Source organism: Butyrivibrio sp. NC3005, assembly GCF_000424545.1.
In the GTDB taxonomy this organism is placed as follows: Bacteria; Bacillota; Clostridia; order Lachnospirales; family Lachnospiraceae; genus Butyrivibrio.
Window position 1 is genome coordinate 44,316 of record NZ_AUKC01000013.1, and the last position, 16,113, is coordinate 60,428.

Consider the following 16,113-nt stretch of genomic DNA (forward strand, 5'->3'; position numbering starts at 1 on the left):
TTGCTGTCAAAGTATTGTTTAGTAAAAAGTAACTGATATATAAGAGTCAAAAAGTCAAAATTAACTGCAAAAGATTTTGGCTTTTGACTCTTATATCGTTACTGTTTGTTCTGTAATGCTTATAAACAGTAATCTTATATCATATTGTTTTTCTGATTATTACTGCCTTTTTTAGTTTTTTTATAGCAGGCAGGGAATCTTTTTGTATAAAATTGACGAAAATACGAATATTAATATATAATACTTCACTAAATATTAGAAATAAAGTATAATAAAATAATAAAGAAACGATATTTAGTTGTTCATTTTTCATAAATTCTATTTGTATCTGCTTTTTGTTTTGAAGGAGGATACCAGATGGGCGAGATGAGTCTGGATGCACTGTCCGAAAAATATTTCGATGTGCTAAAAGAGTTAGGAAATATTGGTGCTGGAAATGCCACAACTGCTTTGGCTCAGATGATAGGTGATAAGGTCGACATGTCCGTTCCACAGGTACGTCTTCTTGAATTTAAGGATGTAGGCGACATTATGGGTGGTGCAGACAAGATTATGACTGCCATCTATTTGAAACTTGAAGGCGATGTTAATGGTTCGATTATGTTCATGTTAGGTCAGGCAGAAGCAAGACATCTTGTAAACAAACTGACAGGTCAGAACACTCCTGATGATGAGCCATTTGGCGAGATGGATATGTCCGCTCTTCAGGAAATTGGAAACATTATTACAGGTTCTTATTTGAATTCACTATCTCAGATGACGCAGCTTGTAATGCTTCCATCAGTTCCTTATGCAGCAGTTGACATGGCAGGAGCAATTCTTTCAGTACCAGCGATTGAATTCGGAATTATGGGCGATAAGATGCTTCTTATAGAAACAAGTTTTTCAGATGATATAAGCTTAAGTGGTTATTTTATTCTTTTACCAGATCTTGAAGGCTATACAAAGATTTTATCATCCCTTGGTATACAGTTAACGACAGAATGATAATAGTTCTGATGATTACGATTTTTTAGTATGAGGGACATATATGCCAACAATCGTAAAAGTTGGAATGGCGGATTTGAATACATGTAAAGCACCTGATGGGATAACGACTCTTGGACTTGGTTCCTGTGTAGGAATAGCAATTCGAGATCCGGTAACGAAAATAGGTGGGCTTGCACATGTAATGCTTCCCGATTCCACTGAAATAAAAAACAATAATAATGTTTATAAGTTTGCGGATACGGGCATTCGTGAACTTGTTAAACGTATGATTTCGCTCGGAGCAAGTAAGACTCGATTGGTAGCAAAAATTGCTGGTGGAGCGCAAATGTTCGCATTTCAGTCAACAAGTAATGCTATGCGGGTTGGTGACAGAAATGTGCAGGCTTCATTAAAAGCCTTAAAAGAACTTAATATTCGTGTAATAGCGCAGGATACAGGTAATAATTACGGAAGAACAGTAATTTTCTATCCTGAAACTGGAGATTATGTAATTCGAGCAGTAGGAAAGCCGGAAAAAACCATATGAGTGACGATATTAAAGAAAAAAGGGATGAGATACTTAGTCGGAAGGATCCGATGGTTGAAAACATCGTTAAGGCTATCCGGCTAAATGAAAAAAAAGGATCACAGGTTGTAAAAATCAATTACAAAGTCTTAATTGATCCTAAGGTTAAGCTTATAGCTCCTTTTATTATGCTAGGTGGTACATCTGTTATTGCAGTGTATACGTTTTTGCAGGGTAATTATTCTAAAGAAAAGTGGTTCGTGATAGTATTCTCCACAATGGTTTTGTTCTTACTGTTAGGGACAGTATTGCAGCGTTTTGTGGAAAAATTCGAAGTTGATGCAGTAAAAAGAGAAATTAAGCAAAGACTGGATGAAGAAGATGAAGCTGAAAAATTAAAAGAGCAGGAAAATGAAGATTCGATGGGACAGGAATAATTCATTAACGGTGCAGGGACAGATACGAATCTGAAAAAAATATGGGTATGGGGGTATTTGTTCAATGGATGAAGCATCCCGAATCAAAATGTGGAAAGAATATGAAAAAAATAAGACTCCTGAAATACGCGAAAAGCTTATTTTAGAATATGCACCGCTTGTAAAACTGGTTGCAGGTCGTTTGTCGATGTACTTGGGATTTAATGTTGAATATGATGATTTGGTTGGATATGGTGTCTTTGGACTTATAGATGCAATTGACAAATTCGATACTATGAAAGATGTCAAATTTGAAACCTATGCAAGTCTTCGAATAAGAGGCGCGATACTAGATCAGATTAGAAAAATGGATTGGATTCCACGAACAATTCGTGACCGTCAGAAAAAAATCGGTGCTGCTATTAAAGAAGTTGAAGCAGAAAGCGGACATGTGGCTACAGATTCTGAGGTAGCCAAGAAGATGCAAATTTCCGAGGATGAATACCTTAATTGGCAAAGCCAGATGAAAGTGACAGGTGTTATTTCTCTTAATGAATTCATGGAGGCTGGTAGTGATATTTCCGAAGATGCCGGAACCGGTCACACTTTTGAAAAGCCTGAAGAAGTAGTTGAGAAAAATGAATTGAAAAAAATTCTAGGTCAGGCACTTGATCTTTTGACAGAAAAAGAAAGAAAAGTTGTTCTTTTATATTACTACGAAGAGCTTACATTGAAAGAAATTAGTAATGTGCTGGAGGTTTCCGAGTCTAGAGTATCACAGCTGCATACTAGAGCACTTCAGAAAATGAGAGTTAAATTAGGAAAGTACATGGGCATTCTTACAGATCGCAACTAAATTGTAGATGAGGTTGAATGATGAACGGTTATTTTCAATTGGTAGCAGGAAAAAACGGAACAGCAATTAAAGTTTTTAGAGGAACAAATGGAGACCCGGATGCTACAGCCAGGGAGATTACTGAATATCTACATGTAAATGGTCTTGATTTTAATCCGACCGCACTCGACAATGCAATAAGAAAAGGTGACGGAGAACCGGTTGATATTATAGCAACTGCGCTTGAAAAACCGATTCCTGAATCTTTTGATATTGATATGTCGTTGGATCAGATGGAAGTTACAGTCCGTTTCTATCCTCCTTCAGAAAATGGACCTGAAATCGATTCTGAAAAAGTGATTTCAACCTTAAATCAGAAAAAAATAGTATTTGGAATTGACGAACAAGCGATTAATAGTTATTTTAATGATAGAAAGTATTGTACTAATTATGTTGTTGCTAAAGGTATCCCGACTAGAGAAGGTCAAGATGCCAAGATAACATTTTCTTTTGATACAAATTTGCGTATTCATCCAGAGACAAGAGAAGACGGAAGCGTAGATTATTATAATCTTAATCTTATTAATCATTGCAAAAAAGGCGATGTGCTAGCAACTCTTACTCCAGCAGATATGGGTGAGGGTGGCTGTAATGTTCTAGGAGCAAAAACAAGACCCAAAAATGTTAAGTCGATGTCGCTAAAAGGCGGAAAAAATGTTACAATGTCAGAAGACAAACTTACTTTGACTGCTGATGTTGATGGGCATGTTTCTTTGCAGGAAGGTAAAGTTGTTGTTTCTAATGTACTCAGTTTAAAAGAAGTAGACCTTTCTACAGGTAATATAGTATATGATGGCTCTGTTGAGATAGCAGGAAGTGTTGCCAGCGGTTTTAAGGTTGAAGCAGGTGGCAATATTCAAGTAAAAGGTAATATTGAAGGGGCTCATTTGAAAGCCGCAGCTGATGTTATTATAGAGCGCGGTGTTAACGGAATGGGTGAAGGTGTTATCGAAGCAGGCGGAAACATCGTAACGAAGTTTATTGAAAATGCTAAGGTTTATGCAGTAGGCAGTGTTGTTGCCGGTTCAATTATTAATTCTCACGTTGAATCAGGAACCGAAATTACGGTTAATGGAAAAAGAGGAAATATAGTAGGTGGACATGTTGTTGCCGCTGAGAAGATTACAGCTAAGGCACTAAGTAATGACATGGGCACTAATACAATTATAGAAGTTGGCGCAGATCCACAGCTTAAAGCAAAGATTCGTGATACTATGAAATTTATCACAGACAGTACCAAACAGCTTCAGCAGATTCGCCCAACACTGGATGCTTTTGTTAAAAAAGTCAAGTCAGGAGTTAAACTTACAAAAGAACAGATGGAATATGCTAGAAAACTATCTGATATCAATTCAAATCTGACTAAGAGTCTCGACGAACAGACAGAAGCTCTTACAACAATGCAGGATCAGTTATCACAGACTATGGATGCAAGTGTTGCTGTAGAAGGCATATGCCATTCTGGTGCAACAATCGTTATTGGAGATGTATCCATGGTTGTTAAGAATGATATAAAGTTTAGTAGATTTGTTAGAAAAGATGGAGAAGTTAAGATTGCACCGCTTTCGTAACTGGCAAATCCTTTTTTCTGACAGAAATTTAAAACAATTGAAGACTGCAGGGGAATGCGAGGAGGAGCTATATGCAGATGGGAGCTATTGTATTGGCTGTAATCGGTATTGCGGCAATTGTCCTAAGCTTTATTATTCCGGCCGATAAAGGCTTGGAAAAAGGCAGCAAAAAGGACATGGAGGCTGCTGTACACAAGGCTGTGCAGCGTAGTATTGAGGATTCACAAAGCATAATTCAGCAAAGAATCAATGATCAGATAGAAGAGTCATTGATTAAAACTGAGCGCGGAATGGACAGAATTACAAATGAGAAGATGAGTGCAATCGGTGAATATGCTGAAAATGTGATGAGTGACATCAAGAAAAATCATGATGAAGTAATGTTCATGTATGATATGCTAAGCGACAAGCATAAAAATCTTACTTCGACAGCTTCAGAAGTTGCAAAGACTGAGAAAAAAGCAAGACAGACAGTGTTAGATGCAGAGTTAACGGCTAAAGAAGCCAGAGAAGCTGCAAGTTCGCTTGCTATGCAGGCTGCGCAGAATCAGACCGCAGCACCAAACTTAAAGAGAGCAAGAACTGCTGTAAGTGATGAAGGGGTTCAGCTTGGAAGCAGACGTGTTATTATGCCTCAGGCACCTAGTCAGGGGCCATCAAACAGACAGGCTCAGAAGCTTGATGAAGAAATAAAGAAACAAAGAAAAAAGATTTCAGGAGTAAGCGGCAAAGGATTTGTATTTGATAGCGGCGATCCTGATTTGAGTTTTCATGATTCTGCAGCATCAGATTTTTTTGGTTCGATAGGGGAAGAAGAACAAATCTACGAAGAACAGGTACCAGTTAATCCTGTTTCAAACGATAATATTCCAGAGTTAAGTAAAGAAGATAAAGTTAGAAATCGTATTGCACAGTTCCAAAGAGCACATCAAAAAACAGCATTTGCAACGGGTAAAACACCTGCTACTAATGCAAATGCTCAAAGAAGTGTTGAAAAAAGTTCTGCAAGTGCAAGAGTTGCATACAATACCGAATCAAGACCTGAGCAAACAGAAGCAATGCTAAGAAATGCTGTTGCTACTGCAAGTGCTTTTGGTAATAAAAAAGAAGTTGATGAAGAAACAATTAAAAACGTGGCAGCAAAAGCCAAGGTGGCAAGTTCTTCTAGACAGAATCAGGAACCTGCTGTTTCTTCTAAAGTTACTACAGAAATTCAGGGAAAAGGGAAAACAGCTCCTAGCCAGCAAAGAAAGACAAGTACAGATTCTATTGCAAGGCAATCACAACAGTCCATTAATAGAATTAAAGATCAGGCAGCTGCACAGGTTAGAGAATTTGCCGGTGAAGATGCAAATCTAAATAGAGTGCAGAAGACTTTCGATGTCGAGATGAGCGATGATATTGAAGGTTCTTATGAATATGATGATGATCTTACACAGACAGTTGATGATGTAAGAAATGAAGAATTTGTTCCGCTTAAAGAAGAAAAACATTACTCACAAAAGCAGCTCAATGAGCAGTTTGCAAGAGTGTTCGGAGACGTTGCTTTGCCAAATCAAAATCAGGAAGAGGATACGGAAGATATAGATGATGTTAAGCAGGTAGCAAAGCATGTAATGACTTATGAGGAAGAACTAGCCAGCATTCCTGAGAGACCTCTTAGAAGAAGAGCTCAGACCCCGCTTCCAAAAGAAGCTGTTGTACCTGAAGATTTCTTTGACGATGTTATGGATGGGGTAGAAACAGTAGATACTTTGGATGAAAAGGCAAGAAGAAGCGAACAGATTCTTGAAATGCATAAACAGGGAAAATCCAATATAGCCATAGCAAGGGAATTGGGGCTTGGAGTTGGTGAAGTTGGATTAATGATTGAAATAGCTACTAAGAATCGACGCATGTAGCTTCTCTAAATGGCCAGCTTGCGAAGGTTTTTGAACAAAGTGACAAAAATCTATAGGTTATTGTTTTTATATAGTCCGTTTTACTGTCTGTATATTTCGTCGCAGACACGCTTTCGCTTGATTATAAACGTAGTGATACGTAATGCGCAAAAAAACAGCGCATAAGTACCAACGTTTATAAACAGTTCTGCTCATGAAATATTACAAGCCAGTAAAACTAATCTACTAAGTATTTAAAACAATAACCTATAATTATGGGAGAGTAACATGAAGTTAAAATATTATCTTAAGGGATTAGGAGCAGGGCTTTTAGTTAGTGCAGTAGCCTTTGTTCTAATTGGAAATGAAGGCAAACAAATGACAGATGCAGAAGTAATACGAAGGGCTGCAGCTCTTGGTATGACAATGCAGGGAACGACATTATCAGGAAGCTCTTCGAACTCTGATAGTACTACCGGAAATACTAATACAGGAAATTCAGATGATACAGAAAATTTGTACGAAGATGATTCAAAAGATGGTGCAAGAAATTCATCTGAAGAAAAGACTTTATCTGCTGCATTTGATGCGGATTTAACCTCGAATATAGTTGAAGTACCTAAGGATGATAGCTTAGATACTAAAGAAGCAGATAAAGATGCTGGTAGTAAAACAGGAAAAGCTCAGGTTGAAAAAACAAATAAAGCTGATGCAAACAAAACAGATTTATCTGACTCAGAAAAAACTAATAAAAATGATGTAGAGAAAACAAATAAAGCAGATAATAATAAAAAATCAGGCTCTTCTGATACGAAAGAGCCTGATTTAGGAGCATCTAAAGATAAGTATAAAAATGGTAAGGTTGAAATAACATCTGAGAAAAATGACAGTCTGTCTGAAAGTAATACTTCTGATATAAAATCTGGTAGTAAAGATACTGCTAACAAAGATGAAAAGAAAACAGAAAATAGTAGCACTGCCAATAAGACTGAAACAAAGAGTGCTGATAAAAAGACAGAAAATAAAAGTACTGAAAATGAGCAAGCAAAGAAAAACGATATTGATAGCACTGATACTAAGAATCAGAAAAAGGCTGGAAATGACCTGACAACTAATAAGTCAGAAAACAAAACGGATAATAAAAGTACTGGAAACAGTAAAGAAGATAAAACTTCAAATGAAATCAAAAATGTGAGCATTAACACAGAAACAGTCACTGTAAAAGTTCCTGGTGGAAGCAGTTCTGAAACTGTAAGTGCAATTTTAGAAAAAGAAGGTGTAGTTTCAAGCGCAAAAGAATTTGACAATTATCTAGTAAGTAATAATCTTGATAGGTATGTAAGGTCTGGTTTGTTCACAATAAAGCCTAACTCTTCCTATAAAGATGTTGCTGCAGTTATTTGTAGGCATTGAAAAATTATGACTTCTTGCTGAGATTTAGGATTCTTGATTTTCCTGATGAAAACAAGAACCTATAGATTTTTGTCACTGCGTTCCAAAAACTACGCAAACTGGCCATTTGAAAAGGCTTCGCCTTGGACCAGTTTGCCACTTGACTTTTGTTCTCACGAAACTCGCAGTAAATGCGAGTTTCTGAATATAAGTGACAAGAAGTCATAGATTATTGTTTTTATATAGTCCGTTTTACTGTCTGTATATTTCGTCGCAGACGCGCTTTCGCTTGATTATAAACGTAGTGGTACGTAATGCGCAAAAAAACAGCGCATAAGAATGCGGCATAATTTAAACACTTTTAAATTATGTCGTCTGCCAAAAGCAGATTTAAAGGCATTATTTATGCCTTTAAACCCCAGACCAACGTTTATAAACAGTTCTGCTCATGAAATATTACAAGCCAGTAAAACTTCTTACTGATGACTTTTTAGAATCGCAGTAAGAAGTATTTTTTTTATAAAAGCTCTATTTTAAAACAAATAGGTTTGTCGGTTGATGGCTTTTGATCCAAAGTAATAGATAATCCATTGTTGTCACGGCAAGATTTTGTGATTAAGTAATCGCCAAGAACTTCAACATTGGCAATTTCAAAATCATGGCTACCATTAATACAAAAAGATTTTACAAGGAAGTTATTACTGTCTGGTCGCATACAAAAGGCATAGATAAAACCGTTTTTATATGTAAATCTGTAATCGGAATTTGTGAACTTTTTTTCATCATTATCCTGAAAATAACCACCGATATTATTAACTTCGCCTTCTCCGAATTTTTTCCATGGAGTTGTTTCGTAGATTCCATCGCCATTTGTTTTCATCCACTGTCCGATTTCCTTCAAGACATCAGTTTCTTCATCAGTTATTGTACCATCTGATTTTGGACCTACATTAAGGAGTAGCATACCATTTTTGCTGACGATATCTATAAGGTCACAGATTATTTGTCTTGATGATTTGAACTGGTTATCTTTGGTATATCCCCATGAATACTTGCCGATTGCAGTATCTGTCTGCCAAGGTATTGGAGAGATTCCAGTTAGAGCACCGCGTTCTACATCGAAAGTTGCTACAGTCGGAGGAAAAGCTTCATGTTTGTAGTTAATGGTTACTTCTTTGCCCCATTCCTCAGCTCTGTTATAGTAGTAAGCACACAATTTCTTTAAATACGGCTTGAATGCAACATTTTGAATCCACCAGTCAAAATATAGAATGGAAGGTTTGTAGTTGTCGATTAATTCACAGGTTCTGACAAGCCAGTCATTAAGCCATTCTTTAGTTGGTTGTATAGGCGAAAGTGCATCATCTGTTGTTGAACCAAGTTTTGCCGTTGATAACTCTTCACAATAAAAGGCAGGTCCATAGAAGTCTCTATACTTCTCATCATTCACGTCGCTTTCAATTGTTCGTCCCATGTTCATGAAAAAATAGTGTTCAGCTCTATGAGATGAAGCACAAAAGGTAAGACCTGACTTATCGCATGCTTTTTTGATTTCTCCTGCAATATCTTTGCAGGGACCCATTTTAACTGAATTCCACTTGTTGAAGACTGTGTCGTACATTGCAAATCCGTCATGATGTTCGCAGGCAGGCATTACATATTTTGCGCCAGCTTCTTTGAATAACGAAATCCATTCCTCGGCGTTGAATTTCTCGCCTTTGAAAAAAGGAATGAAATCCTTGTATCCAAAATCTTTATGATTTCCAAAATGTTCTTTATGAAATTCATATTCTCTTTGGCCTTTGTCATACATGTTCCTGGGATACCATTCGTTTGCAAATGCTGGAACGCTGTAAATTCCCCAATGAATGAAGATTCCAAACTTGGCCTTGTAATACCAATCCGGTACCTTGTGGTTGGATAAGGAAGACCAGGTGTCCTTGTAACGTCCCTTTTCAATTGTCTTGTTGATTAATTTTAGATACTCTTCATGATTCATGATTTTTTACCCCTAAGATTATTTTTACTATACATACTTTATTATAAGACATCTTGAATAAAACAGCAGAAATATATAGGTTATTGTTTTCATCAGGAAAATCAATAACCGTACCAGACCAAAATTTGTCGTCAAGAGAAATTTTGTCCTGCGAAGCAGGATTCTTGCTGATGATTATCATAAATCTCAGCAAGAAGTCATGACTTCTTGTCAATTTCATTCAGAAACTCGCATTTACTGCGAGTTTCGTGAGAACAAAAGTCAAGTGGCAAACTGGTCCAAGGCGAAGCCTTTTCAAATGGCCAGTTTGCGTAGTTTTTGGAACGCAGTGACAAAAATCTATACTTTATTGTTACTTATATTTGATAAATGAGTTTTGCTGGCTTGTAATATTTCATGAGCAGAACTGTTTATAAACGTTGGTTTTTGGGGTTAAAAGGCATCAATGATGCCTTTTAATCTGCTTTTGGCAGACGACATAATTTAAAAGTGTTTAAATTATGCCGCATTCTTATGCGCTGTTTTTTAGCGCATTACGAACCATTACGTTTATAATCAAGCGAAAGCACGTCTGCGACGAAATATACAAACAGCAAAACGGACTATATATTGACGAAAAACTATAGGTTATTGTTTTCATCATGAAAATCAATAACCGTACTAGACCAAAAATTGTTGTTAAGACAAATTTTGTCCTGCGAAGCAGGATTCTTGTTGAAATTTAAACTATATTTAAGATTCTTTGGAGATAATATATCATCTAATGTTTTTACACGGATTATTAACGTGCAATGGGATTTTGTTGGCATATCAACGAAATGGAGCAAAATATGGAAGTTAAGCTTGAAAAATTATTACCAAACGACAGAGAACAGTTTATACTTGATAATCAGGAGGCATTTAATTTCGGCGCTTTAGAAGAATTTGGACAAAGAGATAATCATTTTGAAGAAGACGAGCAGATTATTTCCAGAGACACTATCGAGCAGTCAATAGACAGTGGAGAAGCGTATAGAATAATGCTTGAGGGTAAGAAAGTAGGCGGTGTCATTGTACGTGTTGAAGATGAAAAGAGAGATTTAGAGATTCTTTTTACTTCTCCAAAAGTTCACAGTAAAGGGATTGGCTATGCTGCGTGGTGTGAAATTGAAAAACTTTACCCTAAGGTAAAAGTCTGGGAGACAGTTACTCCATACTTTGAAACGCGAAACATTCACTTTTATGTAAATAGATGCGGTTTTCATATAGTAGAATTCTACAATCGTTTTCACAAAGATCCTAAAGAAATAGAAGAAAATGAAATGGATATTGATGAGCAGTTTCCAGATGGAATGTTTCGATTTGAAAAAATAATAAAGGATGAATCCTAGTATGAAAGAGTTTGATGCGGTGGTTTTTGATATGGATGGAGTTATTTTTGACTCTGAAAGAGCTACTATGTATTGTTGGATTGAACTGGCAAATAAATATGGTATTGAAAATATAGAAGAGCCGTATTTGGCATGCACAGGAACAACGATGGCAAGAACAAGGGAAATCATGTTGGAATATTATGGAAAAGATTTTCCATATGATGAATATGCCGGTAAAGCTTCGAAGATGTATCATGACCGGTATGATGGCGGAAAACTACCTATGAAAAAAGGTGTTAAAGAATTGCTTGGATTTTTATCTTTTAATAAGAAAAAGATCGCACTTGCGTCTTCGACCAGAAGACAAACTGTTGAAAATCAGTTAAGAGATGCTGGTATAATCGAATATTTTGATGAGATTATTACTGGAGATATGGTGAAAAAGAGTAAACCAGAGCCGGATATTTTTCTTCTTGCATGCAAAAAAATTCATGTGACGCCGCAAAGAACTTATGCAATCGAGGATTCTTATAATGGTATAACAGCAGCATATAGAGGCGGGTTAATGCCTATAATGGTTCCTGATTTACTGCCTGCAACAGACAAAATGCGGATGATGGCAGAGGTTAAGGAAAATCTTTTTGATGTGATGGAGTATTTTGATAATTAATAAGTCATTTTATGTAGTTTTGGGAACAAAAATGACAAAAAGTTATTAGTCAATTTCTTTAAGAAAGTTCTTGCAATGGATTCTTTCTTGTGGTATCCTTATAAGGTCGTGCAGAGATTTTCTTTGCGCAAATCAATAAATAATCACGTATATCTAAGTCTTTTCATGGTGCCTTTTAGGTCTGAAAAGAGCCTTCAGAAAGTGTAACGCCGTTTTCTGGTTTCAGGTCGAGATATACGGAAGAATAACCAAATGGAGGTATATCATGAGCGTTGTTAGTATGAAGCAGTTACTTGAAGCAGGTGTTCATTTCGGACATCAGACAAGAAGATGGAACCCTAAGATGGCTCCTTACATCTTCACAGAGAGAAATAATATCCACATCATCGATCTTCAGAAGACAGTAGGTCTTGTTGACGAGGCTTATCGTGCAGTATTCGAAATCGCTGAGCAGGGTGGCACAGTTCTTTTCGTTGGTACAAAGAAGCAGGCACAGGATGCAATCAAGTCTGAGGCTGAGCGTTGCGGAATGTACTATGTAAACGAGAGATGGCTCGGTGGTATGCTTACAAACTTCAGAACTATCCAGTCCAGAATCCAGCGCATGAAGGATATCGAGAGAATGCAGGAAGATGGAACATTTGACGTTCTTCCTAAGAAGGAAGTTGCTGGTCTTAAGAAGGAGCTTGAGAAGCTTCAGAAGAACATCGGTGGTATCCGTGATATGAAGAGAATCCCTGATGCAATCTTCGTTGTAGATCCTAAGAAGGAGCACATCTGCATTAACGAGGCTCACTCTCTTGGAATTACTCTTATCGGTATCAGCGATACAAACTGCGATCCTGAAGAACTTGACTATATCATTCCTGGTAATGATGATGCAATCCGTGCAGTAAAGCTTCTTGTTGGTAAGATGGCTGATGCTGTTATCGAAGCTAAGCAGGGCGCAGAAGCAGTTGCTCCAGCTGAAGAAGCAGTTGAAGAGAACGCTTAATTATAGATTTTCTTAATCTATAATTCTATATGTTGTAAGTAATACAGCTTTAGATTACAAATAAATTTATGACCTCGGCTAGGCGATTTCCTCGCCGGGGTCTTTTATGTAAATGCAGTTATTGTTCAGGGATTGGTATGCTTTTTGAGTATTACCTTTTTGGGTTCGATATCTGTAATAATGCAGAAGTTAAAGGAGAAAAATAAAATGGCAATCACAGCAGCAATGGTAAAAGAGTTACGTGAAGCAACTGGTGCAGGTATGATGGAATGCAAGAAGGCTCTTACAGAGTCTAATGGTGATATGGATGGTGCTATCGAGTACCTTCGTAAGAATGGTCAGGCTAAGGCTGAGAAGAAGGCTAGCCGTATCGCAGCTGAGGGTCTTACACGTATCGCTCAGAAGGACGACAAGACAGCAGCTGTTGTAGAAGTTAACTCTGAGACAGACTTCGTTGCACAGAACGAGAAGTTCCAGAACTTCGTAGCAGAAGTTGCTGAGCAGGCTGTTAACAGCGATGCAGCTGATCTTGATGCATTCATGGCTGAGCCTTGGCACGTAGATTCTTCTAAGACTGTTAAGGAAGCTCTTGTTGAGATTACAGCAGTTATTTCTGAGAAGCTTGATATCCGTCGTTTCCAGAAGGTTCAGGCTGAGAATGGTGTAGTAGTTGGATATGTTCACGGTGGCGGACGTATTTCTGTTCTTGTTGAAGCTGATACAGACGTTGTTAACGACGATGTTAAGGAAGCTGTTCGTAACGTAGCTATGCAGGTTGCAGCTCTTAATCCTAAGTATGTTAGCATGAACGATGTTTCTGAAGAAGTTCGTAACCACGAGAAGGAAATTCTTCTTGCTCAGGCTGTTAAAGAGAACGAAGAGCTTCCAGAGAACAAGAGAAAGCCTCAGGAAATCATCGAGAAGATGCTTATCGGACGTCTTAACAAGGAACTCAAGGAAGTTTGCCTTAACGAGCAGCCATATGTAAAGGCAGCTGATGGAAAGCAGACTGTAGCTCAGTATCTTGCAGAAGTTGGTAAGGCTAATGGTGCTACAATTTCTATCAAGAAGTTCGTTCGTTTCGAGACTGGTGAAGGTATCGAGAAGAAGCAGGACAACTTCGCTGAAGAAGTTATGCAGCAGGCTGGATTTAATAAATAATTTGTTTTGAATGATAGACAGAATTTAGTTTGTTAAATAGTCGACGAGTAGGAAAGCGGTTGCTTTTCTACTCGTTTATTGTTGAAGGCTTATTTTAAAAATGAATTCTTTATGTTTTAGTCTTTTATTTATCGCGAAAATGCGTTAAAATATAAAAAGTGTTGTTATAAGGTGTGGAGGCTTATAACGACTAGAAAGTTACGAGAAGAGGGATGGAGATGGCACAGCCGGTTTCTATTAAGGGGACTAAGTCTGGGATTATTCTTGTTCTGGATAAAGAAATTCCATTTGAAGAGCTTGTTCCTGTTATTGCAAAAAAATTCAAACAGGCATCTGGATTCCTCGGACAAAGCGACATGGGTCTGCTTATTCGTGGAAAAAGATTGTCTGATGAAGAAATCTCAACTGTTTTGGAACTAATAGCTCAAAATAGTAAATTGAATATTGTATGCATCTTAGATGAAGATCATCCTTTGGAAGAAGCTTTTACTAGAAGTGTTCTTCATGAAAGCAGAAATGCGTCTACTCCTGTAGAAAAAACTGCAACTTATTCTGCAGAATTATCACAGGAAGAAAAAGCACAAATTGAGAACGAAGCTTATAGAGCTGCTTTTGAACAGATTGGTGATGCTAATGCCAGAATTCATATGGGAAATATTCGTTCTGGTCAGGAAATTGTCTCCCAACATTCTATTATAGTTTTTGGAGATGTTAATCCTGGTGGAAGTCTTGTTTCTGCTGGGTGCATTTTTGTTTTTGGATCACTGATGGGTAATGCATTTGCTGGAGCTTTTGGTGATACCAATGCTTTTGTTATGGCGACTGATTTTCATCCACTGCAGATTAGAATTGCAGATGCAATTGCGGTTTCCGCAAATGATGAAGGTGGTAAGAGCGGCAGGATGCTGGGCAGAACTCGCAAAGATAAGAAAATTACTCCGGGTCCTGAAGTGGCTACATATTATTCAGGTCAGATAGCGAGATCTGCATATAATAAAAAGTTTCAGAGAAGTAACCAGTTTTTTAAGTAAAATCCTAATTTAAAGTGGAGGAATGTGGAAAATGGGTGAAGTTATTGTTATTACTTCTGGAAAGGGTGGCGTTGGCAAAACAACTACTACAGCCAATGTTGGTACTGGTCTTTCCCTACTTAATAAGAAAGTTGTATTGGTTGATACAGATATAGGTCTTAGAAACCTTGATGTTGTTCTTGGTCTTGAGAATCGTATTGTGTACAACCTTGTAGATATTGTTGAAGGTAATTGTAAATTACAGCAGGCTATGATTAAGAATAAGGATAATGAAAATCTTTATTTAATCGCAGCTGCTCAGCAAAAAGATAAAAACAGTGTAAATGAAGATCAGATGCGTAAGCTTACACAGGAACTTAAGGAACAGTTTGATTATGTTCTTATTGATTGCCCGGCTGGAATTGAGCAGGGATTCAAGAATGCTATTGCTGGAGCTGATAGGGCAATAGTTGTTACAACTCCTGAAGTTTCAGCTGTTCGTGATGCTGACCGTATAATTGGTCTTCTTGAAGCTAATGAACTTAGAGATGTACAGCTTATTGTTAATCGTCTTCGCCCAGATATGGTTAAGCGTGGTGACATGATGAGCGCTGATGATGTAGTGGACGTGCTTGCAGTAGGTCTTCTTGGTATTGTACCTGATGATGAGGAAGTCGTTGTTGCCACAAACCGTGGTGAGCCGCTTGTAGTAAATGCAAAATCAATGGCAGGTCATGCATACCAGAATGTTTGCAGACGTATCTGTGGTGAGCAGGTTCCATTCATGGATTTGGATTCTAAAAAAGGTTTGTTTAGCAAGTTATTTGGAAAGTGATTTAACTTAAAATGACGAATAACCTTTATAGGAGAATGGAGACTGAATATGAAGTGGTCAGATTTATTTCAAAGAAAAAGTTCCGGTGATGTCGCAAAGGATAGATTGAAAATGGTTTTAGTTTCTGATCGTGCATCCTGCTCTCCGGAAGTTATGGAACGTATCAAGAGCGATATTCTAGAAGTTTTGTCTAAATATGCAGAAGTTGATAAGGATCAGCTTGATATCCATATCACACAGGTTGATTCTGATGAAAAGGGCAGAGGAACAGTGCCTGCCCTATATGCGAATATTCCTATTCGCAATATGCACCACAATGCTTAGAATTTTCAGAAGTAGCTTACTTTTTATGCTATGTAAGAAAGTGATTCGAAAAAAGTTTAAAATTCATTTTAAAGCAGGCCTGTTCAGACCTGCTTTATTAATTAAAATACGAATATGAA

The 16,113-nt window shown here is 37.4% G+C and carries 16 protein-coding genes; 14 read left to right on the forward strand and 2 right to left on the reverse strand.

From position 1 onward, the window contains the following. The first annotated feature begins 357 nt into the window (after nt 1-357). The 7 genes from G634_RS0104395 to G634_RS0104425 all read left to right on the forward strand — a co-directional run bounded on the left by G634_RS0104395 (nt 358) and on the right by G634_RS0104425 (nt 7,670). Nucleotides 358-987, forward strand: a complete 630-nt coding sequence (locus tag G634_RS0104395; protein WP_026504265.1) for a chemotaxis protein CheC — start codon at nt 358-360, stop codon at nt 985-987. Nucleotides 988-1,030: 43 nt separating this feature from the next. Continuing rightward, complete coding sequence (locus tag G634_RS0104400) at nt 1,031-1,516, forward strand: chemotaxis protein CheD (RefSeq protein ID WP_026504266.1); 486 nt, start codon at nt 1,031-1,033, stop codon at nt 1,514-1,516. Next, complete coding sequence (locus tag G634_RS0104405) at nt 1,513-1,932, forward strand: hypothetical protein (protein WP_026504267.1); 420 nt, start codon at nt 1,513-1,515, stop codon at nt 1,930-1,932. The genes G634_RS0104400 and G634_RS0104405 overlap by 4 nt, the downstream gene beginning before the upstream one ends. Before the next feature lie 64 nt (nt 1,933-1,996). Beyond that, nucleotides 1,997-2,767, forward strand: a complete 771-nt coding sequence (locus tag G634_RS0104410; RefSeq protein ID WP_026504268.1) for a FliA/WhiG family RNA polymerase sigma factor — start codon at nt 1,997-1,999, stop codon at nt 2,765-2,767. A gap of 17 nt (nt 2,768-2,784) precedes the next feature. After that, complete coding sequence (locus G634_RS0104415; protein WP_081676469.1) at nt 2,785-4,377, forward strand: DUF342 domain-containing protein; 1,593 nt, start codon at nt 2,785-2,787, stop codon at nt 4,375-4,377. A 71-nt stretch (nt 4,378-4,448) separates the two neighbouring features. Beyond that, entirely contained in the window at nt 4,449-6,278 is a 1,830-nt protein-coding gene (locus G634_RS0104420) for a DUF6115 domain-containing protein (RefSeq protein WP_026504270.1), read from the forward strand. Between the two features lie 267 nt (nt 6,279-6,545). Continuing rightward, complete coding sequence (locus tag G634_RS0104425) at nt 6,546-7,670, forward strand: hypothetical protein (protein ID WP_026504271.1); 1,125 nt, start codon at nt 6,546-6,548, stop codon at nt 7,668-7,670. Between the two features lie 496 nt (nt 7,671-8,166). Here G634_RS0104425 and G634_RS0104430 read toward each other — a convergent pair whose 3' ends face one another. Together G634_RS0104430 and G634_RS0104435 are read right to left on the reverse strand one after the other, a co-directional pair. Further along, nucleotides 8,167-9,648 carry an alpha-L-fucosidase gene (locus G634_RS0104430; protein WP_155830507.1) on the reverse strand — a complete coding sequence of 494 codons (1,482 nt, stop codon included), beginning with the start codon at nt 9,646-9,648 and terminating at the stop codon, nt 8,167-8,169. Next, nucleotides 9,638-9,868 (reverse strand): hypothetical protein, encoded by a 231-nt coding sequence (locus tag G634_RS0104435; protein ID WP_026504273.1) that lies wholly within the window; start codon nt 9,866-9,868, stop codon nt 9,638-9,640. Before G634_RS0104435 ends, G634_RS0104430 begins: the two co-directional genes overlap by 11 nt. A gap of 610 nt (nt 9,869-10,478) precedes the next feature. Here G634_RS0104435 and G634_RS0104440 point away from each other — a divergent pair. The 7 genes from G634_RS0104440 (at nt 10,479) to minE (ending at nt 15,994) form a co-directional block, all read left to right on the forward strand. Further along, entirely contained in the window at nt 10,479-11,018 is a 540-nt protein-coding gene (locus G634_RS0104440) for a GNAT family N-acetyltransferase (RefSeq protein ID WP_242826762.1), read from the forward strand. Nucleotide 11,019: 1 nt separating this feature from the next. Next, nucleotides 11,020-11,670, forward strand: a complete 651-nt coding sequence (locus G634_RS0104445; protein ID WP_026504275.1) for an HAD family hydrolase — start codon at nt 11,020-11,022, stop codon at nt 11,668-11,670. Between the two features lie 265 nt (nt 11,671-11,935). Further along, nucleotides 11,936-12,664, forward strand: a complete 729-nt coding sequence (gene rpsB, locus G634_RS0104450) for a 30S ribosomal protein S2 (protein WP_026504276.1) — start codon at nt 11,936-11,938, stop codon at nt 12,662-12,664. Nucleotides 12,665-12,871: 207 nt separating this feature from the next. Next, nucleotides 12,872-13,825 carry a translation elongation factor Ts gene (gene tsf / locus G634_RS0104455; protein WP_026504277.1) on the forward strand — a complete coding sequence of 318 codons (954 nt, stop codon included), beginning with the start codon at nt 12,872-12,874 and terminating at the stop codon, nt 13,823-13,825. Between the two features lie 212 nt (nt 13,826-14,037). Continuing rightward, on the forward strand, nt 14,038-14,856 hold the full coding sequence (locus G634_RS0104460; RefSeq protein ID WP_081676471.1) for a septum site-determining protein MinC: 819 nt from the start codon (nt 14,038-14,040) through the stop codon (nt 14,854-14,856). A 31-nt stretch (nt 14,857-14,887) separates the two neighbouring features. Next, a complete protein-coding gene (gene minD / locus G634_RS0104465) occupies nt 14,888-15,670 on the forward strand; it encodes a septum site-determining protein MinD (RefSeq protein ID WP_026504279.1) in 783 nt (260 codons plus the stop codon). Between the two features lie 48 nt (nt 15,671-15,718). Then, entirely contained in the window at nt 15,719-15,994 is a 276-nt protein-coding gene (gene minE, locus G634_RS0104470; protein ID WP_026504280.1) for a cell division topological specificity factor MinE, read from the forward strand. Nucleotides 15,995-16,113 lie beyond the last annotated feature (119 nt).

Excerpts from the sequence above, each read along its gene's own strand:
- G634_RS0104410 (WP_026504268.1), top strand. The coding sequence starts at position 1,997 with ATGGATGAAGCATCCCGAATCAAAATGTGGAAAGAATATGAAAAAAAT.
- G634_RS0104445 (WP_026504275.1), top strand. The coding sequence starts at position 11,020 with ATGAAAGAGTTTGATGCGGTGGTTTTTGATATGGATGGAGTTATTTTT.
- G634_RS0104435 (WP_026504273.1), bottom strand. The coding sequence starts at position 9,868 with ATGAAATTGACAAGAAGTCATGACTTCTTGCTGAGATTTATGATAATC.
- G634_RS0104405 (WP_026504267.1), top strand. The coding sequence starts at position 1,513 with ATGAGTGACGATATTAAAGAAAAAAGGGATGAGATACTTAGTCGGAAG.
- tsf (WP_026504277.1), top strand. The coding sequence starts at position 12,872 with ATGGCAATCACAGCAGCAATGGTAAAAGAGTTACGTGAAGCAACTGGT.
- rpsB (WP_026504276.1), top strand. The coding sequence starts at position 11,936 with ATGAGCGTTGTTAGTATGAAGCAGTTACTTGAAGCAGGTGTTCATTTC.
- G634_RS0104400 (WP_026504266.1), top strand. The coding sequence starts at position 1,031 with ATGCCAACAATCGTAAAAGTTGGAATGGCGGATTTGAATACATGTAAA.
- G634_RS0104460 (WP_081676471.1), top strand. The coding sequence starts at position 14,038 with ATGGAGATGGCACAGCCGGTTTCTATTAAGGGGACTAAGTCTGGGATT.
- G634_RS0104440 (WP_242826762.1), top strand. The coding sequence starts at position 10,479 with ATGGAAGTTAAGCTTGAAAAATTATTACCAAACGACAGAGAACAGTTT.
- G634_RS0104425 (WP_026504271.1), top strand. The coding sequence starts at position 6,546 with ATGAAGTTAAAATATTATCTTAAGGGATTAGGAGCAGGGCTTTTAGTT.
- minE (WP_026504280.1), top strand. The coding sequence starts at position 15,719 with ATGAAGTGGTCAGATTTATTTCAAAGAAAAAGTTCCGGTGATGTCGCA.
- minD (WP_026504279.1), top strand. The coding sequence starts at position 14,888 with ATGGGTGAAGTTATTGTTATTACTTCTGGAAAGGGTGGCGTTGGCAAA.
- G634_RS0104430 (WP_155830507.1), bottom strand. The coding sequence starts at position 9,648 with ATGAATCATGAAGAGTATCTAAAATTAATCAACAAGACAATTGAAAAG.
- G634_RS0104395 (WP_026504265.1), top strand. The coding sequence starts at position 358 with ATGGGCGAGATGAGTCTGGATGCACTGTCCGAAAAATATTTCGATGTG.
- G634_RS0104415 (WP_081676469.1), top strand. The coding sequence starts at position 2,785 with ATGATGAACGGTTATTTTCAATTGGTAGCAGGAAAAAACGGAACAGCA.
- G634_RS0104420 (WP_026504270.1), top strand. The coding sequence starts at position 4,449 with ATGCAGATGGGAGCTATTGTATTGGCTGTAATCGGTATTGCGGCAATT.